This window comes from Porphyromonas pogonae (assembly GCF_036320655.1).
In the GTDB taxonomy this organism is placed as follows: Bacteria; Bacteroidota; Bacteroidia; order Bacteroidales; family Porphyromonadaceae; genus Porphyromonas; species Porphyromonas pogonae.
Genome location: NZ_CP143258.1, coordinates 2,088,000 through 2,111,293 on the forward strand (window position 1 = coordinate 2,088,000; position 23,294 = coordinate 2,111,293).

Here is a 23,294-nt window from a genome sequence, read left to right on the forward strand (position 1 = left end):
TAAATACATTGAACGCTTTAAGAAAAAAACTCGATAAGATGAAACCCGCTTTCTCGGAAGGCGGTAAGTTCGCCGGGCTTCATTCTGTCTTCGAAGGCTTTGAGACCTTCATGTTCGTTCCCAATACGACATCGAAAAGTGGTGTACACGTACACGATGCTATCGATAGTAAACGAACCATGACTGTGGTAATCATTGCCCTTTTGCCCGCACTACTCTTTGGTATGTACAATGTGGGACTACAGCATTATATTTCCATAGGAGCTGTAGCTACAACAGATTTTTGGACATCTTTTTGGTATGGTTTCCTAGCTGTTCTTCCTAAAATTATAGTTTCTTATGTAGTAGGATTGGGTATTGAATTTGCTATTGCCCAAAAGAAACATGAAGAAATCCAGGAAGGTTTCCTTGTATCAGGGATCCTTATACCTATGATCGTACCAGTGGAGACACCTCTTTGGATGATAGCCGTAGCAACAGCTTTTGCCGTAGTATTTGCTAAAGAAGTTTTTGGTGGTACCGGTTATAATGTTTTCAACGTTGCCTTGGTGACACGCGCATTCCTTTTCTTCTCATATCCTGCAGCTATGAGTGGAGATTATGTGTGGGTGCGTACTGGATCTACATTTGGATTGGGCTCAGGTAATATTACCGATGCTTTCTCAGGAGCTACACCTTTGGGGCAGATAGCTACAGCTAAAGACGGCATTCCTCAGATTCACGACACACTAGGCAATCCCTCTCATCTATTGGATGCTTTTTACGGATTTATTCCCGGATCTATAGGAGAGACTTCTACGCTGGCTATTCTTATCGGTGCAGTGATCCTTATATGGACAGGTATTGCTAGCTGGAAGATTATGGTATCCGGGGTATTAGGTGCTGTGATCATGGCCCTTGGATTCAATGCCATAGGCTCTACACCTTCTATGATGGTTACACCTATACAACACTTGGTTTATGGAGGATTTGCCTTCGGACTTGTATTTATGGCTACAGACCCAGTTACGGCAGCAAGAACAGAAACGGGAAAATGGATTTACGGCTTCCTGATCGGAGTCATGGCCATATTCATCCGTGTTCTCAATGCAGGTTACCCTGAAGGTATGATGCTTGCCATACTTCTATTGAATGCCTTTGCTCCGTTGATCGATTACTTTGTGGTTGATGCCAACGTTAAGAAACGTCTTGCAAGAGCAACTAAAATGCAAAAAGCTTAAACATACAAGACAATGAATAGAGATAAAAATTCATATACGATTATATATGCCTCAGTGATGGTAATCATTGTGGCGGTGTTATTGGCTTTTACTTCTACTGCACTCAAAAGTCGTCAGCAGTCCAATGAGCAAATAGATAAGATGCAGCAGATGCTTCGCTCTATCAACTCTGATACACCTAATAAAGCTGATGTAAAGACCAACTACCGTAAGTTGATAAAGAAAGAGCTTCTGATCACCAATGACGGCTCTGTGGTAAAAGAATTTACCGGAGACCAGATCGGAAATAATGAAGCCTTCAGCATGAGTACCGATCTTGAATTTAAAAAGATATTACATGCGGAGGAGTTTAAGCAAGACTATAAGTATCAATTACCTGTGTACGTAGCAGAAATGGACGGGAAAGAGTATTATATACTACCTCTCAATGGAAATGGTCTTTGGGATAAAATATGGGGCTTTCTTTCTTTGGATGCTACTGACTGCTCTACAGTATTTGGGGGTGACTTTGGTAACAAAGGTGAGACTCCGGGTCTGGGTGCGGAAATTTCTAAGAAAGATTTCTCAGACAGATTCAAAGGCAAACATATCTTCATGGACAATCAGTTCAAAAGCATTGCCGTAGTGAAACCCGGCAAGAAAGCTGACGGACAAGATTATGTCGATGGTATTTCCGGCGGAACACTTACCAGTAATGGGGTGGACAAGATGTTACAAACATCTCTTAAGCCATATGTAGAATTCCTTAACAAGAATAAAAAATAATTGCAATGGCACTTTGGAATAAAAAGAATAAAGAAGTATTAATAAACCCGCTGGGCAAGAACAATCCTGTTATTGTGCAGATGTTGGGTATCTGTTCTGCTCTTGCAGTAACAGCCAAGCTTGAGCCGGCTTTAGTAATGGCTATTTCGGTGACGGTAGTAGTGGCCTTTGCAAATGTTATTATCTCTTTGCTAAGAAATACTATTCCCAATCGTATCCGTATCATTGTACAGCTGGTAGTAGTAGCTGCATTGGTAACCATTGTAAGCGAGACTCTCAAAGCTTTTGCATACGATGTGAGCAAACAGCTTTCTGTTTTCGTGGGTCTCATTATTACCAACTGTATCCTTATGGGACGTCTCGAAGCGTTTGCTTTGGCAAATGGTCCATGGGAGTCTTTTCTCGATGGTATCGGTAATGGTGCGGGTTATGGTATAATTCTGGTTATCGTAGGTTTCTTCCGTGAACTTTTAGGATCAGGAACTCTCTTTGGGGTGCAACTCATCCCTCAGTCTTTATATGCAGCGGATGGAATCCATGGATATGTAAACAATGGTTTGATGATCCTTCCCCCTATGGCTCTTATTTTAGTTGCCGTGATTATATGGGTCCATCGTTCGTACGACAAAGATTTACAAGAAAAATAATAGTCAAACTCTAAATAATATATTAGAAATATATGGAATATTTAAGCACGTTTTTCCGTTCCATTTTTGTTGATAATATGATCTTTGCGTATTACTTGGGAATGTGCTCCTTTTTGGCCGTTTCTAAGAATGTAAAGACGTCTATCGGTTTAGGGATGGCTGTTACTTTTATTCTCACTTGTACCCTACCTATCAACTATTTATTGGAAAATTACATATTCAAGTCCGGTGCGCTCAAATGGCTAGGTGAGCAATATGCCTCTGTAGATTTAAGTTTCCTTTCTCTGATCGTTTTCATCGCTATTATAGCCTCTTTCACTCAGTTAGTAGAGATGGTAGTAGAGCGTTTTAGCCCTTCACTATACGCTTCATTAGGTATCTTCTTGCCACTAATTGCTGTAAACTGTGCCATCCTTGGTGGTTCACTATTTATGCAGCAGAAAGAGTTTGTAAACACAGGTATGGCTACGACATACGGCTTTGGCTCCGGTATCGGCTGGACTTTGGCTATTGTGGGTATGGCTGCAATCCGTGAAAAGATACAATACTCGGATATTCCTAAACCTCTCAGAGGTTTGGGTATCACATTTATCATCACGGCATTGATGGGAATGGCCTTCCTGAGTTTTTCAGGTGTGAAAATATAATAACAGAGTAAGAACTATTAAACAGACACCAATAAGAAAATGAATATAATCTTAATCAGTGTGATTGTGTTCCTACTCATCACACTTATACTGGTAGTAGCTTTGCTCTTTGCAAAGTCCAAACTTATCCCGTCGGGTAATGTCAAACTCGTTATCAACAACGAGAAAGAGTTTGAAGTGCCTATGGGAGGTACACTTCTCAATACTTTACAGAGTAAGAATATCTTCTTGTCATCCGCTTGTGGCGGTAGCGGAAGTTGTGGTCAGTGCAGATGTCGCGTGCCTGAAGGAGGAGGAGAAATTCTCCCAACCGAAACAGGATTTTTCTCTCGCAAAGAGATCAAAGACCATTGGAGACTTTCATGCCAGACCAAGGTCAAGGCTGATATGGAAGTTCTGATACCGGAGTCTGTATTCGGTGTTAAGGAATGGGAATGCGAAGTACTCTCGAACAGAAATGTATCTACCTTTATCAAAGAGTTTGTGGTAAAGTTGCCTGAAGGCGAACACATGAATTTTGAAAGTGGTAGCTACGCTCAGATCAAGATTCCTAAATATAACATCAAATATTCGGATTATCTTATTGAAGATAAATTCCGTGAAGATTGGGATAAATTCGATATGTGGAGCCTTACCGTGAAAAACGAAGAGGAAACAGTGCGCGCTTATTCCATGGCCAACTATCCTGCAGAGGGTAATATCATCACTCTTAACGTGCGTATCGCTACTCCTCCGATGGATAGAAATACACACAAGTGGGTTCCGGGTATTAAGCCTGGGATATCATCATCTTATATCTTTAGCCTCAAAGCCGGAGATAAAGTAACTATGAGTGGCCCTTACGGAGACTTCCATATACAACCTACCGATGCAGAAATGCTTTATATCGGAGGTGGCGCAGGTATGGCTCCCCTTCGTGCACAGATACTCCATCTATTCCGTACACACAAAACAACCCGTAAGGTTACATATTGGTACGGAGCTCGCTCCAAGAAGGAAATATTCTATGAAGAAGACTTCCGTGAGATCGAAAGAGAATTCCCGAACTTCAAGTTCAACATTGCTCTTTCTGATCCTCAACCTGAAGACAACTGGACAGGTTACGTAGGATTCATACATCAGGTTATTTACGACCATTATCTTAAAGATCATGATGCACCTGAAGATATTGAATACTACATGTGTGGACCGGGTCCTATGGCAAATGCGGTTAAGACAATGTTGGATAATTTAGGGGTTGAGCGTAGCCAGTTGTATTTTGATGATTTCGGATAATATAAAAAATACATCTCTATCATTCTAATCTAAACGGAGAATTACCTAAAAACGGTTTTTCTCCGTTTTTGCTTGTATCTGGTTTCTTGTTTTTCATTATCGACCAGTAAAATGGCAATCAAATAAATGAGAGTTCTTCCTGTTTAATTTTAAGAGGAAAGCGAAAAAGATTTCGTCATTAGGTTAGGTTTATTATCCTTTAGGCAATAATAATACCTTAAGGGAAAGCATCTGTTTTATTCGTAGGTTGATCTTAGAGAACCATTATAATCAAATGAAAAATATTCCCATTTATTTATGTATAATCAGATTTTTAATTCTTATATTTGATGCGAATATTAAATCACTATGTTAAAGAACACTATACAGCGTTTGTATCACAACAACGGCAAATGTCTTTTTGCATGCTGGCTATGTTGATTTAGAATGATTGAGAAATCATTCAGCATATTTATTGTGTTTCTTTTAATCACTACACTTCTTTATCCTTCGCTTTCTCTTCTTTAAAGTTTTATGTATCTGCGTGTGCAAAATCACGCATTAATACCACTTATCCTCATGTTTAATACAGAGACTTACAAAGCTCGCCGTGAGCATTTGAGAAATACCTTGAAAAAAGGTATCATCCTTTTTGTCGGCAATGACGAAACAGGAGCGAATTATGAAGACAACACCTACAATTTTCGTCAGGATAGTTGTTTCTTATATTACTTTGGAGTAAACAGACCAGGCTTGTTCGCTCTTATGGATATTGATGGTGGTAAGGACTACATATTCGGCGATAATGCTACCATAGATCTGATTGTCTGGACAGGAAGTCAACCTTCAATTTCCGACCTTGCCACTCAATATGGAGTGGAAAATACAGGTTCATTGAGCGACCTGAGGAATAAACTCAATGGCATAGACAAGAATGAAGTGATGTATCTGCCTCCATATCGCCCCGAGCATTTGTTAAAAATTCATGAATACTTGGGTATCTCATTTGATAAGATCAAACAACACAAATTCGTTGATCTCATTATGGCTATAGGTAATCAACGCAACATCAAGTCAGAAGAGGAAATAGAAGAGATAGAACATGCTGTAAATGCTACTGTAAAGATGCATCAGGCTGCAATGCGTTATGCGCTTCCCGGAATGAAAGAGTATGAAGTAGCAGCCAAAGTACACGAAGCAGCGTTAGCTGCCGGAGGAGGTCTTTCATTTCCGATTATTGCTACTATAAATGGCCAGTTCCTTCACAATCATTATCATGGCAATACGATCAGATCAGGACAATTGTTTCTTCTTGATGCCGGCTATGAGTCCCCTCTCGGTTATGCAGGAGACATGAGTAGCACCTTCCCTGTTGATAGAATATTTACAGACAGACAGAAAAAAATATATGAAATTGCTCTAAAAGCCCATAATACCGCCATTGATATGCTACGGCCAGGACTAAATTACAAAGAAGTTCATTTGGCAGTGGGGCGTATTATTTTTGACCAACTCAAAGAGCTGGGACTTACTCGTGGGAATACAGAAGATGCCGTTACCTGCGGAGCCTATGCTTTATTTTTTCCATGTGGTACAGGTCACTTGATGGGATTGGATGTGCATGATATGGAAAACTTGGGTGAGCAATATATAGGATATGGTAATACACCGAAAAGTACTCAGTTTGGAATTAAATCACTCAGATTGGGACGAGAGTTGCAACCCGGTTATGTACTCACTGTAGAACCCGGCATTTATTTCATCCCCGAACTTATTGATTATTGGCAAAAGAAAGGCATCAATAAGGAGTTTATCAACTTTGAAGCGGTCAATAAATATCGTGATTTCGGTGGCATTCGCAACGAAGAAGATATCTTGATTACAGAAAATGGTCATCGCATTCTTGGAGACCCCCTCGCTAAGAGTGTTGAAGACGTAGAGAACGAAAGAGCAAAAGCTTTCTCTTGATTGTTTTTTATTAATCTATAATTATATTATGAAAAGAATAGTCAAGCTAAGAATTCTATCAGTTTTTTTGTTTTCAATGTTCTTTTTGTCAAGCTTTGTTCCTGTACCCCAAGTACAGGGACATAAGCTTGCCCACACCACTCCTGAGGAGATATTGAGATCAATCTCTTTGATAGACAGCTTTAAGGAGATAAAGAATGATAGTTTCTTCATATCTACATACGAAGTCTGGTTTAGGATGCCCATGGATCATCAGCATCCTGAGCGAGGTTATTTCCCCCTTAGAGTATATTATTCACATAAGGACTTCTCCTCACCTATGTTGATGATTTTAGATGGTTACACAATGTATACATCTCATTCACATGAACTATCTCACATACTCAATTCTAATCAGATAACTATAGAACATCGCTTCTTCTCACATAGTCGCCCTACCGATTCTATTCCATGGGAATATCTCAACATTCGGCAGGCTGCTGCTGACCAACATGCAGTAATACAAGCTTTCAAACCTTTTTATACTCACAAGTGGGTATCTACAGGCATTAGTAAAAGTGGACAAACCACAATATTTCATAGAAGGTTTTACCCCCAAGATGTAAATGTAAGTGTGCCGTACGTAGCTCCACTTAATTTTTCCAATGCGGATCCTCGCATCCATCGCTTTCTTTCGTCAGTGGGTACACCCAAGTGCCGTGAGAAATTGAGAAAATTTCAGTATTTACTTTTCGAACGAAAACAAAGCCTATTCCCTATTTTCAAAGAACTGGTAAAAGCAAAAGGCTGGAAGTTTTCTATGGGACTTGAAAGAGCATATGATCTAAGCGTATTGGAGTCTGAGTTTTCTTTTTGGCAATGGGGAGGTGATTGCAATACAATTCCTGATGCGAAAGCCAATGATAAACAAATTTTTGATTACTGGAAGTCTCTCAATGCATTTACTTTTTTTGAAGAAAAAGCCATAGATCGTGTTCGACCCTTTTTCTACCAAGCCATGAATCAAATAGGAATGTATAGCTATGATGTAAAACCTTTTAGGAAGTATCTCAAGGACACTCGGGATATCACGTTCGACTTCACTATGCCTACCGGGCACAAGGTTAGTTATGACCCCAAAGCGATGCAGGATATACATCACTGGTTAGACATAAACGGTAATTATATGCTTTATATATATGGAGGCAATGACCCATGGACAGCTACCTCTGTAGTAACATCTCGCGCAACGAATGCAGTGAAGATGGTCAACCCGGGAGGTAGCCACGCTACACGAATCAAAAGTTTTCCCCTGGCTATGCAAGACAGTATCTATAAAGTATTGGGTAGTTGGTTGGAAATGAATTTGCCAGTGAATCGCCCTTGATTGATGGCCTCTCTGATTGGGATGCTGCTAAAGCTTTTCATGAACTATCATACAGTAAACACAACAAAACACAATCTTTGTTTTTTATGAGTGGCAAAATGGTTACAGAGCCGGACAATATGAACTGTCCGGCTCAATCAGAAAAGATAATAGATAAAACAGGATTATTGGGTAGTAATACTCGGATACAAAGGCTACGTAAGTTGAGTGTGGACATGCCTGTAACTCTTTCTATAGAACGAGCAATTATCGAGACAGCTTTTTACAAGGAAAATTACGGAAAGTATTCCATTCCCATGATGCGTGCTCTCAATCTCTATGAAATCTGTAAACGCAAGACCATCTACATCGGAGATGACGAACTTATAGTAGGAGAAAGAGGTGAGAAGCCCAAAGCTGTTCCTACATTTCCGGAACTAACATGTCATTCTGTCGATGATCTTCGTGTCCTTAATAGCCGGGAATTACAACCTTATCTCATTAGTGAAGAAGACATAGCTATCTATGAACGTGATATAATTCCTTACTGGAAAGGTCGTAGTCAAAGGGACAGAATCTTTAACCATGTGCCGGATGCTTGGAAAAAGGCTTATGATGCAGCTCTTTTTACTGAATTTATGGAACAGAGGGCTCCAGGACATACAGCTCTCGATGGTAAGATCTACAGACTTGGAATGAATGACTTTAAGTCACTTATTAAAAATGAAATAGACTGTCTAGATTTCATTAATGATCCTATTGCTACTGATAGGAAAGATCAACTGGAAGCCATGAAAATATCTTGCGATGCTATTATACTTTTTGCATCACGACATGCCCTACTCGCAGAGCAAATGGCGCAGCACATAGAACAGAGTTTTCCTGAAGATAAACAAAGAATAGCTGAACTCCATGAGATAGCTCATGTTTGCAAGCGTGTACCAGCTTATGCTCCTACATCATTTAGAGAAGCTATTCAGATGTATTGGTTTGTACATCTAGCTACTATCATGGAACTCAATGGTTGGGATGCCATGAATCCCGGGCACTTCGATCAGCATCTCACACCTTTTTATGAAAAGGAAATTGCTGATGGAACTCTTACCCGAGAAGAAGCTAAAGAGTTGATATCATGCCTATGGATAAAGATTAATAATCACCCGGCACCGCCAAAAGTAGGAGTTACGGCCAAAGAAAGCAGGACTTATAATGATTTCACCAATATAAATTTAGGGGGCATCAAAAAAGATGGATCTTGTGGAGTAAGTGAAGTTTCATACATAATGCTTGAGGTACAAGACGAATTACATATGTTGCAACCCGGATGTTCTATACACATTGCATCCAATACTCCTGAAGATTTCTTACTTGCGGGATGTAAAGTAATACGTCATGGTTATGGTTATCCATCAATTTTTAATCCGGATATTTACATCCATGAGATGATGCGCCAAGGTAAAACAGCTGAAGACGCCTGTGAAGGAGGGTGTAGCGGTTGTATAGAAGTTGGAGCTTTCGGCAAAGAAGCTTATTTGTTGACAGGTTATCTCAATGTCCCCAAGATACTCGAGATTACTTTACACAATGGTATTAACCCTCTTAGTGGTATTAGGGTCGGTATAGAGACAGGTGCTAACGGAGATTTCAATACTTTTAATAAAGTTTATCAAGCTTTCCTACTCCAATTACGCTACATTGTTCAGCTCAAAGCCTCAGTCAATAACTACATTGATAGGATGTTTGCAAAATATACTCCTGCGACATTCTTATCTGTTGTTATTGATGATTGTATATCCATGGGGAGGGATTATTACGATTGTGGTCCCCGGTACAATACCTCCTATATTCAGTGTACAGGCCTCGGGACTATTACAGATTCTTTATCTGTAATAAAAAAGCATGTTTATGATGAAGCAAAATATACATTGAAGGAGTTAATTGCCATGATGGATGCCAACTTTGATGGTTATGAACCTCAAAGACAGTATATCCTAAATCATACACCTTTCTTTGGAAATGACGATGATAAAGCTGATGATATTGCTGTAATGGTATATAAGGCGCTTTTTGATTGTATAGACGGCATACCTAATACAAAAGGAGAAGTATATAGACTCAATATGTTGTCTACCACTTGTCATGTATATTTTGGTAAAATGTTAGGAGCAACTCCTGATGGCAGACTTGCCGGTAAAGCAATCTCTGATGGGACATCCCCTTCGCATGGTGCAGATACTCATGGCCCCACAGCTGTGATAAAATCTTTGAGCAAGCTCGACCAAAGCCTCTCGGGAGGAACCTTGCTCAATCAAAGGCTTATGCCTTCTCTTCTGAAAAGCGATGAGGATCTGAGTAAGCTTGGACAACTGGTACGTGCTTATTTCTCCTTAGGTGGACATCATATTCAGTTCAATATTGTAGATAGTGCTACGCTCTATAAAGCACAAGAACAACCTGAAGAATTTAGAGATCTGTTGGTGAGAGTAGCCGGATATAGCGATTATTTCAATGATATGAATCCGGAACTTCAGCAGGATATTATCGAACGAACAGAAAATGAGCACTTCTAATCATTATATATTCGATATTAAGCGCTACAGCATACATGATGGGCCGGGCGTTAGGATGACAGTCTTTTTCAAAGGTTGCCCTCTGCGTTGCATATGGTGCCATAATCCTGAAGGACTATCACAGGAAAGACAAATGATGTATACTGCTAAGCGATGCATTGGATGTGGTGAATGTCTTGAAGGATGTAGAAAAAAAGCCCTTCATTTAGGAGCTCATGGTATAGAACGAGATACTACTCGTTGTATTGTTTGTGGCAATTGTTCGGATAGATGCCCCACAAAAGCACTAGAGATCTCGGGGGACAGTCTAAATATTGATGAGATTATGTGCGAAGTAGATAAGCAACTATTTATCATCGGCAAAGGAGGAGGTATCAGTTTTTGCGGAGGTGAACCTCTTGCCCATACCTCTGTCTTGATCCCATTATTAAGTAAATGTAAAAGTAAAAATATACATACTTTGGTAGATACTTCTTTTCATATTCCTGAGCACACTATAAAAGAGGTTATGCCTCTTACAGACTTATTTTTCGTTGATATTAAACATATGGATAGTGCTAAACATGCTCTTTATACAGGAGTTCCCAATAATCTTATACTTCATAATATTCGTATGGTAGCAGACTCGGGTAAGGCTTTTTATATAAGGATACCTTTGATTGAAGGAATAAATGCTGATGAAAAAAATATTTCCGAAACAGCTCGCTTTCTCTCTTCATTACCTTGGCAAACAAATCACGTAGATCTGTTACCATATCATGAGATAGGCAAATCAAAAGCAGAGAAACTAGGGATGAAATATAATCCTGATAATTTTGAGATGAGTACACCGACACCCCAAACAATAGACCGCTGTATAAGTATTTTTCGCTCATATGGTATTAATACGTATTGTTGAAGTAATTAGAAACGACACTTAGCATTTTTTAAGATAGATTTAAATTCTCTTTTCACATGATATATGAGATACTACATTCTATCCTTATTTGTTTAGTTCATGCTGAGAAGCACAACCCCGATCAGTTAGTTTTTTATGATGTTTGATGAGTGAAATGGAGATAACGCCCCCAAAGCGTATCTCCATTTCTTTTCTCTATTTACGTATCCAATATAAGTCTAATATGCCACAAGATATTGACATGGTTCATAGAAAATGATTACTACAAAAAGATGTATTTTGAGCATACTTTTCTCTAGAGACCGTTGCATAGCAGGCCAATTGCTTCGTTGCTTGCGAGATTCGCGCTTGGTCATTTACCGGAAGTAAACTCCCTGTGCACTCACTCTTAGCGCCTTGCACTTTACCCTCTCTGCCCGGTCAAAGTGTCTTTTGTCGGCTTTCCCTCCAAAATCCACGAGACTGTTGACTTTTGCAACAGTCTCCTCTAGGGCAAACTCTTTATAAAAAAATAATTTATTATATAGAAGTTATTTGGATTTATACCGTATATTTGCTTCCACTTTTTTAGAAGATACTATGCCTGTCAACAAACGTGTCGTACATATACTGAGCAATCTATCTCTCTATATATCTATCTCCGGCATCCTGATCTTTCTCTATGAGATAGGATATGGCAAGTACAATGCCACCGAAGTAGCATATCCCGCAATTTATATCATTGTAGGAGTACTTGGTATCACTACCCTGGTTTGCCGTATGGCTAATACTCGTTTTAGAGAAATAATAAGTCATAGCGTAATGATTTCAGATATAATAATGAGCTTATTATTCATCATTTTTATATTTTGGTCATTAAAGTTTCATGACTTTTTCGGTATTTATCTTATTCCTGTCATGGTATTTGTGAGGGAAGCATCTGTCCATCTACCCTCTTTCAACCGCAAGCACATCAATCCCGCCAAAATATTTGTAGCCAGTTTTCTTCTCATGATATTATTAGGGGCTGTACTTCTGGAGATGCCCAATGCTACACCCCAAGGTATTACCTTTGTTGATGCTCTCTTTACCTCAGCAAGTGCTGTGTGCGTTACCGGACTCAATACATTGAGTACACATAGTGACTTCACTGTTATAGGTCGAAGTATCATACTTTTGTTAATTCAGATAGGCGGTCTTGGTATCATGACGATAGCTGTTTATTTCGCCCGTTTTTTCAGAGGAAAAACAACATATGAAAATAGAATAATCATAGGACAAGTAACGGGTGTAAATCGTCTTGCAGAAGTTACCCTTCTCATTAGGCGTATTATTCTTATCACATTCACTATCGAACTGATGGGAGCTATCGCCATTTTCCTTTGCCTTCCACAGCAATTGGGTCTTGATCTCAGGCATCGATTATTTTTCTCTGTTTTCCACTCGATCTCGGCTTTTTGCAATGCGGGCTTCTCTACCTTAGATACGGGTCTGGCAGGACCTATATTACATACAGCTTATAGTATTCACTGGATCATAGCACTACTTATTATATTAGGGGGAATTGGATTTTTTGTAATAGATGATGTAAGGGAGCATACTATCAAAACAATAAAATACAAACGCGAGATATTCATAAATACTCCTATAAAACGTATATCCAATACATCGCGTATTGTACTTATTACTACAGGAGCATTACTTGCCTTCGGGACTATCATGCTACTGTTGATGGAATGGAACGGAGTTTTGAGTGATCTGCCATGGGAAGGTAAAATAACGGCAGCATTTTTTCAATCTACCACCTGCCGTACTGCAGGATTCAATACAATTGATATTACACAGCTTTCTATACCAGGGATCTTACTCATGCTCTTTCTCATGTGGGTAGGAGCTTCCCCTGCATCAACCGGTGGAGGAATCAAGACTACAGCTATTGCAGTAGCTATGCTGACAATTTATAATGTACTCAGAGGACGTGATAGAGTTGAAGTTTTTCATCGTAAACTAACTCGACACACCATATACAGAGCTTTCAGTGTGGTAATATTATCTATCATGACGATAATCGTAAATACTTGCCTCCTGAGTATTACAGAGCCACGATTTACTCTCACCCAACTTTTATTCGAAACGACATCAGCTTACGGCACAGTAGGACTTAGTCTGGGTGTAACACCCCTGCTCAGTGAAGCAGGTAAATATATTGTTATCTTCACTATGTTTACAGGTCGCGTCACAATGCTTACCTTACTGATGAGTCTTGTACCACCGGCAAAAATACAACAATACAAATGTCCCAAAGAGGAAATAACAATAAGCTAACAAATATTTTATGAAGTTTATCGTAATAGGACTGGGGCTCTTTGGCTCCAGTATTGCAAGAGAATTACAAGGCAACGGCAATGAAGTTATAGGAGTAGATCGTGAGATGGCTCTGATAGAAGAGATCAAAGATGATATAACGTATGCACTATGCCTCGATTGTGAACGTGAAAGTGAAGCTCGCTCCCTTCCTCTTGAAGATGCTGACTGGATCATCGTTGCCATAGGGGGCAATAGTGGTAGTAATCTGCTTGTATCAGCATTGATGAAGCGTATCAGTTCGGCACGTATAGCTTGCCGTATCATACAGCCTTTGCAGGAAGAGATATTACGAGCTATAGGTGTAGATATTGTGATACGTCCGGAGCTGGAATCAGCTATAAGATGGTCCAAAAAGTTTTCTTATAAATCACTGTTGGATTATATGAATCCCAATGAGCATTTCAGTATTATGCGTATCGCTGTACCCGATTCATTTGTAGGAAAAACCATAAGTCAGCTAAACGTTAACAAACACTACGAAATCATATTCTTAAATGTGGAAAAGAGCAATAGTAATAATAATTCAAATAAGTTACAGATAGAACTTGCCCGAGCAGATACCAAACTGGAGGGAGGGGACATCATCACAGTATATGGAAACAATCAGGATATGCGCAAGTTACTAAAAACATTTGACGAATAAAGAAGGTCCGTTCTTCACTCTACATCAGCACTATAATTTATATAAAAAAGGCTTCATCCGATACCATATTTTAACATGATTCCGTGAAGGCTATTTTTTCTTGCAAATACCGTTGTTTTATTACTATTTATAATTATTTTAGCCATTCCTAAAAACCATTTATGATAAGAAGATTTAAAAGGCTTGGTCAGATATTCACACGTTTCCGTATACGATTGAAAAGATACCTTTTCAATCGCAAGGGGCACCACGTACATTCGCCTTATGCCTATCATATGCTTACTGAGATTATCGATAGCAATGAACAGTATGATGTTTATCCCAACCTATGGGGCAATGTGATAGGTAATCTTGATATGCAACCCTATAAACAAATCAATATTTTCAAGAGCAGAAGACAATTGGAGCTTATCTTTAGGCTTGCGTTAAATTCGACTACGCAAGAATGCACCATTATCAATGCAGAAAAAAAGTCTTTTGTACAATACTATATCAATGCTGCCAAGCCTGACATCCCTGTAGATATCATCTCAGGAGAAACTTTTCTTGACAGGATTTATAAGAAACCCACCCTTATCATCGTTGAAAGGATAGACGAGCAAAGTCTGGCACAATGGATAGCCGAACTATTTAGCTATGACGGGCGTTTTTGTGATAAATGCCTCATTATTTTCAATCTGAACAAAAGAGATATCAACCTTATTTATAAAATATGGAAAGAAGTAGAGGCTTTTGCAGAGAAAAACGTTGTCATAGACCTTTATGACATGGGATTGCTAAAGATAGACAAGACTTTGACTCCTGGGAAATATAGAGGTTACATATAATTACAGTTTTTGATCATGGATAAAAAAAGCAATTTATATACCAAAACCGGTGATACCGGCAAAACAAGTCTGGTAGGAGGACAACGAGTGGATAAGTTTGATCTCAGACTTGAATGCTATGGAACTGTAGATGAGCTTAACTCCTTTATCGGACTACTTATGGCTTTTGATCTGGAAGATAAAGATCATGAGATGCTCACTTGGTTACAGCATAAACTTTTCACCATAGGATCATATTTAGCTACAGATGTAAATGAAACTCAAATTAAGGTAGAGAGTCGAGTATTTGACTCCACAATCGAAAGAATCGAGAAAGAAATTGACCGTTTGGATAGCTTAGTACCCAAGATGAAGGCATTCATATTACCTTCAGGCGGCAAGTCAGTAGCTACAGCCCACATATGCCGTACTGTATGCCGCAGAGCAGAGAGACTTATTTACAAACTTAATACACAAACCCCACTCGAGCCACAAGTGCTGAAATTCATAAACAGACTTAGCGATTATCTTTTTGCTGTGGCTCGTAAAGAAACTTTTAGAATCAATGGAAGAGAAATAGTGTGGGAATATACAGCTGATTGAGAATATTATTATATTTTTGCGCTAATTTGATTTTGAGAGAACTCTTCAACCGAAGTTAAAATATTAAAACAAGTAACGAAATGTATTGGACTTTAGAATTAGCCTCTAAGATTGAGGACGCTCCTTGGCCCGCTACTAAGGATGAGCTTATCGACTATGCTCAAAGATCCGGTGCCCCTCTTGAAGTAATTGAAAATTTGCAAGAAATGGAGGATGAAGGCGAATTATATGAATCTATCGAAGATATTTGGCCTGATTACCCAAGTAAAGAAGATTTTTTCTTTGACGAAGAGGAATACTAATACAAGAACTCACGTCTTGAAATGAATTGAGAAACCGGGGCGATAAGGAGGGTTATATAAAACTTCCTTTATCGCTCTTCGAGTTTATACACATCAAATAATCATTAGACTATACTTTAGTCAAACTTTTGAGACCAAATCTATGAATATTGCATTCGACGCCAAAAGGATTACCAATAACGCTACCGGACTTGGTAATTACAGCCGTTTTATAGTCGACTCTTTGGCTACGTATTATCCCTCCAATAATTATATGATGTGTTCCCCTTCGCGAGGGAATAAACTGTATTATGAGCATATTCTTAAACACAAAACTGCACGCCTCTTGACTCCCGACTCTTCCAAAGTGGGGAGTTTATGGAGAAATTTCGGAGTAGTCAAAGCCTTGAAAGAGTTCAAGACAGATGTATATCATGGTCTGAGCAATGAACTTCCGTTGGGTATATATTCCCAATCTATCCCCACGGTTGTTACCATTCATGATCTCATTTTCCTTCGTTATCCTCAATACTATAAGCATATCGATAGGTGGTTATATGCCAAGAAATATGGTCTGGCATCAAGGAAAGCCGACAAAGTCATTGCTATAAGTGAAACAACCAAAAGAGACATTATTGATTTCTTCAATGTTCCTGAAGAGCGCATTGATGTAGTGTACCAAGGCTGCGCACCTGATTTTGCAAAAGCAACTCTCCAAGATATTGTTGTAGTAAAGCAGAAGTACAAACTTCCGGAGAGATACATCCTATATGTAGGAAGCATTGAGTCTCGTAAAAATCTTGACCTTGTTGTGAGATCTTTAGCCCTTCTCAAGGATAAGGACATCTGTCTGATAGCAATAGGTAAAAAGACTCCTTATACAGACATAGTAAGCGAAACAATCATACTTAATAAACTCCAGCAACGTGTCCAATTGCTACACCAGGTCCCATTTGCAGATTTACCTGCATTATACAAAGATGCAGAAGTATTTGTATATCCATCAAAGTTCGAAGGATTCGGCATACCTATCATAGAAGCCATATCAGCCGGGATCCCTGTAATAGGAGCCACAGGATCATGTTTGGAAGAAGCCGGTGGTGACGGGTGCCTCTATACAGATCCTAATAATGCTGAAATGCTGGCAGATATGCTACAGAATGTATTGAATGACAATGATCTAAGAAACAGGATGGTATCAAGTAGCCAAAAATATATCGAACGGTTTGCTCCTGCCCAAATAGCCTCTGATCTCATGAATGTTTACAACTCCGTGTTATAAGACCAAGAACTTATACCTCAATATCTACTAAGAGGCATTTCAAAGCATGTAGCAAGCCATACCTTTTACAGAATATTACACTTGCCCTTTCTTACAACTTCTTTTTCTGCCCACAAACACAAATCGCAACAGCACATAGTTCAGGGGTACTACAAAACAAAGCACCAATAAGGGTGCAATAAGTTTGCTCACCCCCAGAATCAAAAACATATTGAGGAGTACCATATGCAATATGTAGTTGATGAAATGGCTACCTCCAAACCCTACAAGCTTGCGCCATGAAGGTTTAGCATGAAAAGTAAAATAAGAAGTGAGATAAAAGTTGATTACAAAACTTATGACATAGCCTATTGTATACGCTATGTTCACAGCGAGCCACTGCTGCACTATAATATAAACTCCATAATGAATAGCAGCAGCTACTACACCCACCAATACATACCTTAACAAGCTACCTCGCTTCTGTATTATATCTACCAGACTCATCAAGATTCTCCCAAAGATTTATAATCCCGTGTCATCATTTCATAGCAAAGTTTGAGCCATACTATGGTGCAAGGCAAAGCTTTGAGTGCGTAAGGTGCGATGAAGCCTTTGTAGATAGACCGAGGTATAATACCGGATGACGAAAAGCTGCTTATCAATAATACAAACACCAATAAGGCTACGTCCCATTTAGATCGTTTCCATGGCACAGCTACATACCAGATAGCAACACCGGTAAGAGCATAAACATATCCACTGGTTTCACTTCCGGTACTGAAAAGAATCACAAACATCAAGACAGATGCCAAAAACATGATCCTAAACGCCGGATATTTGTATTGTGAAAAACGAGTGTAAGGCATTACAAACAATATTATAGCAGGAACTATAAACCACAAATCCGAATATGAAGAAGAACCACTGATTTTACGTACTATTCCCAGAAAAGAGATATTCTGGTGCCATGCAAAGTAATTAGCTTTATTCTTATATGCCAAACGCTGGAACCACTCTGCATACTGATCCATGATATAGCCTGGAGAAGTTATTATCATAGGAGCTAAAAACGCCACTATGCCCCAAAACAAGATTGACAAGACCAGTTTACCTTTATGCTTTGAGAACAAAAAGAAAGCCAATCCGACTATGCCGTATATTTTAATGAATGCTCCTGCAACAATACAGAGTGCAGCCCAAAAATCTTTTTCCCTTTCAATACAACTGTAAGTCAAGATTATCATGGCTGCTATCGCAACGTTGAACTGTTGCATCAGCAGAGCATTGATGAGATCATTGGCTGCAATCCAAAATATAGCAACTTTTTGTAGATGCTTCAGGGGCAAGTTTCGCACAGCATAACAGTAAAACACAGAAAGTGCTACTTGCCAAAACAAAAAGCCCACATAATGTGGCAACAAGGAAAAAGGGGCTATCACAAGACTGAAAAGTGGTCCGTAATAATTGGTATCAAAATACTCATTAGGATACTCCGCATATAATGACACTCCTTCATAAGCATGCCAGAACACACCTCTGAAGATCAAATAATTGTTGTGATGCGGTAATCTGCAGAGAAATGTGATAATAGGGATAATGACCGATAATGCTAATAAAAAACTCCTATCACTGAAAATCGGTTTTCTAAAAAACAGACACACCTTGTCCGTCAAGCCCAAATAAGCTCTTTGTGCATTCATATTAATTACGATATACCTTTTAAATTACGATTTCTTTGTCAATTTTTCTGCGACATAATAGCGAGGCCTTCCTTTGACCTCAAGATAAGTTTTACCAACATAAATCCCGATGACCCCCAGTGAGAATAAAATCATACTACCCAAGAACCATATGGATATAACTATGGAAGTCCACCCACGTACAGCCCAATGTGCAAAATAAGAAATCATAGAGTAAATAAACATCAGGAAGCTCATCACTACTCCCATAGCACCTATGCCCAAAATAAAATACATGGGGCGTATAGTCAACGAGGTTATACCATCAACGGCAACCCTCATCAAAGCAGAAATATTGTATTTTGATTGTCCGGCGACACGCTCTTTGATTACCTCTTCCACTTGTCCCGAAGGAAGCCCTAACATGGGCACAAGTCCCCTGAGATAGAGGCTCCTTTCGGAAAATTGAGCCAATCCGTCAAGAGCATTCTTACTCATCAACCGGAAGTTGGTATGATTGTATATAATCTTCGCTCCCATGTAACGCTGCATCTTGTAGAAGGTTTGAGCAGTATGGCGCTTGAAAAATGAATCAGCTTTGCGAGAAGTCTTCACTCCATACACTACATCCAAGTGCTCATTATAGTACTTGTCTATCATTTCTTCTACAGCATTGAGATCATCCTGTAAGTCTGCATCAATTGTAATAGCTACATCACACTCATCCTTGACATTCATCATGCCGGCAAAGAGAGCAGCCTCCGATCCTACATTAAACACCAGGTTGAGTCCGCATACATAAGAGTTAGTAAGATTCAGCTCTTTGATTACATCCCATGTTTTATCAGCACTACCATCATTGACAAACATGATATAACTGTCAGGAGATATCTTACGTTTATCAATCAAGTCAATCAACATTTTGGTTAGTTGTTGTGCTGACGAGGGTAAAGCTTCCTCTTCATTGTAACAAGGCGAAACGATAGCTAATCGTATCATAAATCAGTTTTTATTGTGGTTTTGGTAAGAACTTCACTTCATTTCTCGTATAAACTCGCTATAAGTCCCAAATACTGCATTCTCTTGTTTGAATGCACCTATTATTTGAGCCAGCTTTTTGCACATTGGTTCACCGGAGTTGTGGCGAACAATGAAAGGGAGTTTCCATTCTGGATTTTTGTTCAAGTCAACAAACTCCCACGGATGGAAATAAACCGTGTAATAGCCATAGTGGCGATAGGCATATTTACAAAGACTCAGATAAAGAGACATAGGTAAGTTGTGGCACGACAGCCAAAACAATGGAAACCTCACATACGGCACTACCGATACAGGTATCTGCCATACACCACTCTTTAAATAAGGAGTACACTTTTCCCTAAAATTCATATACCTACCGGGGATGAAAGTCGGATTGATAGAAGAATTATAAGTGTATCCTGCTGCACAAATTTCATTCTCATCCACCGGCATCATACGAGCCTGCCGATACCCCGTAACAGGCTTTCCTGTTATCTCTTCCAACTTCTCTTTAGATTCTCTCAGATGCTGTACCTCGAAATAGCTGTGATAATAACCGTGTGATGCCACTTCATGGCCACCGCTCACGATTCTTTGCATGAGATCAGGAGAATTTGATGCAAAATTTGCTGTACAAAAAAAAGTTGCTGTGACTTTTTCTTTCTCCAGCACATCTAATATTCTGCCCAAGCCTATCCCCGAGATTTTCATTTGTTCAGGCATTGACAAGTCCACGCTATGCTCCAAAGGCACATCGAACTCTTCAGTATCAAAACTTAATAACACCATACTTCTTATTGAAAAATCAAAATCACATAATCGAGAGTCTTGTATTCTACTATAAAATTATAATCAAGAGACATACAGCTAATAGAATCCTTATTATGTTGAAAGACATTACTTGTTTATACGGCTACAAAATTAACTAAAATTTAAGTATTCTGATAATGAAATAACACTAAATAAGGTATTTGAAAAGCTCTGTAGCATTTGTGAGAAACTATTGACAAAAAATTAGTTTTTTTAAGATAGTATCCATAATCAACATTTATATTACTTTTGTCTCGAACCATTTATGCTATGTTTTTTTGAATGAAAACCTCTTTGATCATTTCGACTTATAACAGACCCGATGCCCTTCGTGTATGTCTTGACAGCATCAGGCTTCAAACAATCTTACCGGACGAAATAGTAATAGGCGACGATGGTTCTATCAACGAAACCAAAGATACTATTGATGCCATGAGGGTTGATTTAGGGATTCCAATCAAGCATGTATGGCATGAGGATAAAGGATTTCAACTAGCGCAAATGCGCAATAAATCTTTCGATGCCGCATCTGGAGACTATATTATAGAGATAGATGGAGATATCATGATGAATAAACATTTCATCGAGGATCATCTCTATGCAGCCCAACCCGGATTTTACGTCAAAGGCGGACGGGTAAATCTAGGCAAAAGACTATCTGAGCAAATTTGCAGAGAAGGGCGGTCTCGTAAAATCACTCCTCTATCTCCGGGCATTGAGTCCAAGAGGGAAAACGGATTCAGACTAAAAGCTTTGGCTCTGTATTTACAACGGAGGTACCGCAAATATTCGTCTGTGGGATTGGGTTGCAACATGTCTTTTTTCAAAAAAGACTGTATTGCCATCAATGGCTATGACAATGATTATGAAGGTTGGGGGGGAGAAGATATAGATTTTGCACGTCGCTTACAATCTTATGGCCTCAAAAAGAAGTACCTTAAATTCTCCGGTATTGTTTATCATCTCTGGCATGAGGATAAATATATGCACAACAAAGAAAAGAACTTCTCTCGTATGAGGGAGTCTCAGGATCAGAAACTGATCCGTGTACCCAATGGCTTTGAGGAAGTGCGAGGCGACTATAAAATTCTATAATATCAATAAATTCTCTCTGTAATCAGCCAGTGCATTCTTATCGAGGAATAGCTCATATATTTCAGCTTAAAACCTTTACTTTACAATTATATTAGTATACATCACAATGAATCATAAAGGAAGACAAAATAAATCTTACAAGATCCTAATCAGAGTTGCAATCGGCACAGTGTTACTCCTCTTATTATTGATCGGCGGGGCGAGCTTATACATGACCAATTACGCTCTTACGCCTATCAAAACTATCACTGATAAAAACAACCTGACAGATAAGTATATCAGTGACAACTACCCTCTTTGCAAAGAATGGTTAGATAGTCTCAACACCCACAATGCTCTGCGCGATACATTTATTGTCAATAAAAAAGGTGTACGATTGCATGCTTATTACGTACCCTATGCCCACCACACTAAAAAGACGGCGGTTATAGTGCATGGATACACAGACAATGCTTTGCGTATGATGATGATAGGGCATCTATATAGCCACGACTTAGGCTACAATATCCTGCTTCCTGATCTGCAATATCATGGAAAAAGCGGAGGAAAAGCTGTACAAATGGGATGGAAAGATAGGCTAGACGTAGAGCAATGGATGCAAGTAGCCAACAATATATATGGAGGTGACACACACATGGTGGTGCATGGGATCTCTATGGGAGCAGCTACAACTATGATGGTTTCGGGCGATAAACAACCGAGGTATGTAAAAGCATTTGTGGAAGACTGTGGATATACTTCAGTATGGGATCAGTTTGCCAAACAGATGAAAGAGGATTTTCATTTACCCCCCTTTCCTATTTTATATACCGCCAGCGCACTATGCCAAATGAAATATGGTTGGGGATTCAAAGAAGCATCAGCTCTGAAGCAAGTAGCTCATTGTAAACTCCCTATGCTGTTTATCCATGGTGATCAAGATGATTATGTACCTACAGGGATGGTGTACCCACTTTATGAAGCCAAGCCGAAGCCAAAAGAACTTTGGATTGTACCCGGTGCAGGTCATGCACTTTCCTACAAAGTAAATCCGCAAGAGTATAGAGAAAGAGTAAAGAATTTCCTTGCCCCTTATATACAATAATGTGATTGGTGCAGTACATGTATTTTTGTCTTAATCATAAGCTATATACCTCCCTATTTTGATCCGCGGGTTGTTTTTTATTAGGTTTTATTACTTTGCCGTAAAATAAAACTGCCCACACCTCTTGACAAAGGGGGGTACGATGTTGTATTTTTGTTGGCATGACAAATACATTTTACACCAATACAATGAACTTTCCCTCCCATCATATCTATCAAACGAATAGGAGTAAAAAACTATTTGCCACTATTCTTATATACATGTATAGCTTAGGGAGATTACATTTTGTCAAAACAGATTGAACAAAAAGAAATATCAAAATGTCAAAAGATAGCTAACGACGCTTCAT

Annotated in this window: 22 protein-coding genes; 17 read left to right on the top strand and 5 right to left on the bottom strand. The window is 39.1% G+C overall.

Annotated elements, in window-relative coordinates; genetic code table 11:
- Positions 1–8 precede the first annotated feature (8 nt).
- The 9 genes from VYJ22_RS08240 to VYJ22_RS08280 all read left to right on the top strand — a co-directional run bounded on the left by VYJ22_RS08240 (position 9) and on the right by VYJ22_RS08280 (position 11,314).
- A complete protein-coding gene (locus tag VYJ22_RS08240; protein ID WP_329903488.1) occupies positions 9–1,220 on the top strand; it encodes an NADH:ubiquinone reductase (Na(+)-transporting) subunit B in 1,212 nt (403 codons plus the stop codon).
- A gap of 12 nt (positions 1,221–1,232) precedes the next feature.
- The gene (gene nqrC, locus VYJ22_RS08245; protein ID WP_329903489.1) at positions 1,233–1,985 is read left to right on the top strand and encodes an NADH:ubiquinone reductase (Na(+)-transporting) subunit C; all 753 of its coding nucleotides are present in this window, start codon (positions 1,233–1,235) and stop codon (positions 1,983–1,985) included.
- Between the two features lie 5 nt (positions 1,986–1,990).
- Entirely contained in the window at positions 1,991–2,632 is a 642-nt protein-coding gene (nqrD, locus tag VYJ22_RS08250) for an NADH:ubiquinone reductase (Na(+)-transporting) subunit D (protein ID WP_329903490.1), read from the top strand.
- Between the two features lie 32 nt (positions 2,633–2,664).
- Positions 2,665–3,279, top strand: coding sequence for an NADH:ubiquinone reductase (Na(+)-transporting) subunit E (nqrE, locus tag VYJ22_RS08255; RefSeq protein WP_329903491.1), 615 nt, complete (start codon positions 2,665–2,667; stop codon positions 3,277–3,279).
- Positions 3,280–3,318: 39 nt separating this feature from the next.
- The gene (nqrF, locus tag VYJ22_RS08260; RefSeq protein ID WP_329903493.1) at positions 3,319–4,554 is read left to right on the top strand and encodes an NADH:ubiquinone reductase (Na(+)-transporting) subunit F; all 1,236 of its coding nucleotides are present in this window, start codon (positions 3,319–3,321) and stop codon (positions 4,552–4,554) included.
- A 558-nt stretch (positions 4,555–5,112) separates the two neighbouring features.
- On the top strand, positions 5,113–6,501 hold the full coding sequence (locus tag VYJ22_RS08265; RefSeq protein WP_329903494.1) for an aminopeptidase P family protein: 1,389 nt from the start codon (positions 5,113–5,115) through the stop codon (positions 6,499–6,501).
- Positions 6,502–6,577: 76 nt separating this feature from the next.
- Positions 6,578–7,867, top strand: a complete 1,290-nt coding sequence (locus tag VYJ22_RS08270) for a S28 family serine protease (RefSeq protein WP_329903495.1) — start codon at positions 6,578–6,580, stop codon at positions 7,865–7,867.
- Between the two features lie 119 nt (positions 7,868–7,986).
- Positions 7,987–10,416: a trans-4-hydroxy-L-proline dehydratase gene (gene hypD, locus VYJ22_RS08275; RefSeq protein WP_329905594.1), complete on the top strand. Its 2,430-nt coding sequence runs from the start codon at positions 7,987–7,989 to the stop codon at positions 10,414–10,416.
- Positions 10,403–11,314 carry a glycyl-radical enzyme activating protein gene (locus VYJ22_RS08280; protein WP_329903496.1) on the top strand — a complete coding sequence of 304 codons (912 nt, stop codon included), beginning with the start codon at positions 10,403–10,405 and terminating at the stop codon, positions 11,312–11,314. The genes hypD and VYJ22_RS08280 overlap by 14 nt, the downstream gene beginning before the upstream one ends.
- A 218-nt stretch (positions 11,315–11,532) precedes the next feature.
- Here VYJ22_RS08280 and VYJ22_RS08285 read toward each other — a convergent pair whose 3' ends face one another.
- A complete protein-coding gene (locus VYJ22_RS08285; protein ID WP_329903497.1) occupies positions 11,533–11,670 on the bottom strand; it encodes a hypothetical protein in 138 nt (45 codons plus the stop codon).
- Between the two features lie 223 nt (positions 11,671–11,893).
- Between VYJ22_RS08285 and VYJ22_RS08290 the strand changes: the two genes are divergently transcribed.
- The 6 genes from VYJ22_RS08290 (at position 11,894) to VYJ22_RS08315 (ending at position 17,275) form a co-directional block, all read left to right on the top strand.
- Positions 11,894–13,618, top strand: coding sequence for a TrkH family potassium uptake protein (locus VYJ22_RS08290; protein WP_329903498.1), 1,725 nt, complete (start codon positions 11,894–11,896; stop codon positions 13,616–13,618).
- 10 nt (positions 13,619–13,628) lie between these two features.
- Positions 13,629–14,303: a potassium channel family protein gene (locus VYJ22_RS08295; RefSeq protein ID WP_329903500.1), complete on the top strand. Its 675-nt coding sequence runs from the start codon at positions 13,629–13,631 to the stop codon at positions 14,301–14,303.
- Positions 14,304–14,464: 161 nt separating this feature from the next.
- Positions 14,465–15,130 (top strand): hypothetical protein, encoded by a 666-nt coding sequence (locus VYJ22_RS08300; RefSeq protein WP_329903501.1) that lies wholly within the window; start codon positions 14,465–14,467, stop codon positions 15,128–15,130.
- Between the two features lie 15 nt (positions 15,131–15,145).
- Positions 15,146–15,712, top strand: a complete 567-nt coding sequence (locus VYJ22_RS08305) for a cob(I)yrinic acid a,c-diamide adenosyltransferase (RefSeq protein ID WP_329903502.1) — start codon at positions 15,146–15,148, stop codon at positions 15,710–15,712.
- An 80-nt stretch (positions 15,713–15,792) separates the two neighbouring features.
- Positions 15,793–16,014 (top strand): DUF2795 domain-containing protein, encoded by a 222-nt coding sequence (locus VYJ22_RS08310; protein ID WP_329903503.1) that lies wholly within the window; start codon positions 15,793–15,795, stop codon positions 16,012–16,014.
- 142 nt (positions 16,015–16,156) lie between these two features.
- Positions 16,157–17,275 carry a glycosyltransferase family 4 protein gene (locus VYJ22_RS08315; protein ID WP_329903505.1) on the top strand — a complete coding sequence of 373 codons (1,119 nt, stop codon included), beginning with the start codon at positions 16,157–16,159 and terminating at the stop codon, positions 17,273–17,275.
- 75 nt (positions 17,276–17,350) lie between these two features.
- Here the strand turns inward: VYJ22_RS08315 and VYJ22_RS08320 are convergent, their stop codons facing one another.
- Genes VYJ22_RS08320 through VYJ22_RS08335 form a run of 4 tightly spaced genes read right to left on the bottom strand, consistent with a single transcriptional unit; the run spans position 17,351 to position 20,745 of the window.
- A complete protein-coding gene (locus VYJ22_RS08320) occupies positions 17,351–17,761 on the bottom strand; it encodes a GtrA family protein (RefSeq protein ID WP_329903506.1) in 411 nt (136 codons plus the stop codon).
- Entirely contained in the window at positions 17,761–18,957 is a 1,197-nt protein-coding gene (locus VYJ22_RS08325; protein ID WP_329903507.1) for a glycosyltransferase family 87 protein, read from the bottom strand. Before VYJ22_RS08325 ends, VYJ22_RS08320 begins: the two co-directional genes overlap by 1 nt.
- A gap of 24 nt (positions 18,958–18,981) precedes the next feature.
- Positions 18,982–19,935: a glycosyltransferase family 2 protein gene (locus VYJ22_RS08330; RefSeq protein WP_329903508.1), complete on the bottom strand. Its 954-nt coding sequence runs from the start codon at positions 19,933–19,935 to the stop codon at positions 18,982–18,984.
- Positions 19,936–19,968: 33 nt separating this feature from the next.
- Positions 19,969–20,745 (bottom strand): polysaccharide deacetylase family protein, encoded by a 777-nt coding sequence (locus VYJ22_RS08335; RefSeq protein WP_329903509.1) that lies wholly within the window; start codon positions 20,743–20,745, stop codon positions 19,969–19,971.
- 303 nt (positions 20,746–21,048) lie between these two features.
- Here VYJ22_RS08335 and VYJ22_RS08340 point away from each other — a divergent pair, with 303 nt between their 5' ends.
- Together VYJ22_RS08340 and VYJ22_RS08345 are read left to right on the top strand one after the other, a co-directional pair.
- Positions 21,049–21,861, top strand: coding sequence for a glycosyltransferase family 2 protein (locus VYJ22_RS08340; RefSeq protein WP_329903510.1), 813 nt, complete (start codon positions 21,049–21,051; stop codon positions 21,859–21,861).
- A gap of 106 nt (positions 21,862–21,967) precedes the next feature.
- Positions 21,968–22,945, top strand: coding sequence for an alpha/beta hydrolase (locus tag VYJ22_RS08345; protein WP_407988826.1), 978 nt, complete (start codon positions 21,968–21,970; stop codon positions 22,943–22,945).
- Positions 22,946–23,294 lie beyond the last annotated feature (349 nt).

Bases quoted from the DNA above. Each gene is read 5' to 3' on its own strand.
- nqrC (WP_329903489.1), top strand. From the start codon at position 1,233: ATGAATAGAGATAAAAATTCATATACGATTATATATGCCTCAGTGATG.
- nqrD (WP_329903490.1), top strand. From the start codon at position 1,991: ATGGCACTTTGGAATAAAAAGAATAAAGAAGTATTAATAAACCCGCTG.
- nqrE (WP_329903491.1), top strand. From the start codon at position 2,665: ATGGAATATTTAAGCACGTTTTTCCGTTCCATTTTTGTTGATAATATG.
- nqrF (WP_329903493.1), top strand. From the start codon at position 3,319: ATGAATATAATCTTAATCAGTGTGATTGTGTTCCTACTCATCACACTT.
- VYJ22_RS08265 (WP_329903494.1), top strand. From the start codon at position 5,113: ATGTTTAATACAGAGACTTACAAAGCTCGCCGTGAGCATTTGAGAAAT.
- VYJ22_RS08270 (WP_329903495.1), top strand. From the start codon at position 6,578: ATGTTCTTTTTGTCAAGCTTTGTTCCTGTACCCCAAGTACAGGGACAT.
- hypD (WP_329905594.1), top strand. From the start codon at position 7,987: ATGAACTGTCCGGCTCAATCAGAAAAGATAATAGATAAAACAGGATTA.
- VYJ22_RS08280 (WP_329903496.1), top strand. From the start codon at position 10,403: ATGAGCACTTCTAATCATTATATATTCGATATTAAGCGCTACAGCATA.
- VYJ22_RS08285 (WP_329903497.1), bottom strand. From the start codon at position 11,670: ATGACCAAGCGCGAATCTCGCAAGCAACGAAGCAATTGGCCTGCTATG.
- VYJ22_RS08290 (WP_329903498.1), top strand. From the start codon at position 11,894: ATGCCTGTCAACAAACGTGTCGTACATATACTGAGCAATCTATCTCTC.
- VYJ22_RS08295 (WP_329903500.1), top strand. From the start codon at position 13,629: ATGAAGTTTATCGTAATAGGACTGGGGCTCTTTGGCTCCAGTATTGCA.
- VYJ22_RS08300 (WP_329903501.1), top strand. From the start codon at position 14,465: ATGATAAGAAGATTTAAAAGGCTTGGTCAGATATTCACACGTTTCCGT.
- VYJ22_RS08305 (WP_329903502.1), top strand. From the start codon at position 15,146: ATGGATAAAAAAAGCAATTTATATACCAAAACCGGTGATACCGGCAAA.
- VYJ22_RS08310 (WP_329903503.1), top strand. From the start codon at position 15,793: ATGTATTGGACTTTAGAATTAGCCTCTAAGATTGAGGACGCTCCTTGG.
- VYJ22_RS08315 (WP_329903505.1), top strand. From the start codon at position 16,157: ATGAATATTGCATTCGACGCCAAAAGGATTACCAATAACGCTACCGGA.
- VYJ22_RS08320 (WP_329903506.1), bottom strand. From the start codon at position 17,761: ATGAGTCTGGTAGATATAATACAGAAGCGAGGTAGCTTGTTAAGGTAT.
- VYJ22_RS08325 (WP_329903507.1), bottom strand. From the start codon at position 18,957: ATGAATGCACAAAGAGCTTATTTGGGCTTGACGGACAAGGTGTGTCTG.
- VYJ22_RS08330 (WP_329903508.1), bottom strand. From the start codon at position 19,935: ATGATACGATTAGCTATCGTTTCGCCTTGTTACAATGAAGAGGAAGCT.
- VYJ22_RS08335 (WP_329903509.1), bottom strand. From the start codon at position 20,745: ATGGTGTTATTAAGTTTTGATACTGAAGAGTTCGATGTGCCTTTGGAG.
- VYJ22_RS08340 (WP_329903510.1), top strand. From the start codon at position 21,049: ATGAAAACCTCTTTGATCATTTCGACTTATAACAGACCCGATGCCCTT.
- VYJ22_RS08345 (WP_407988826.1), top strand. From the start codon at position 21,968: ATGAATCATAAAGGAAGACAAAATAAATCTTACAAGATCCTAATCAGA.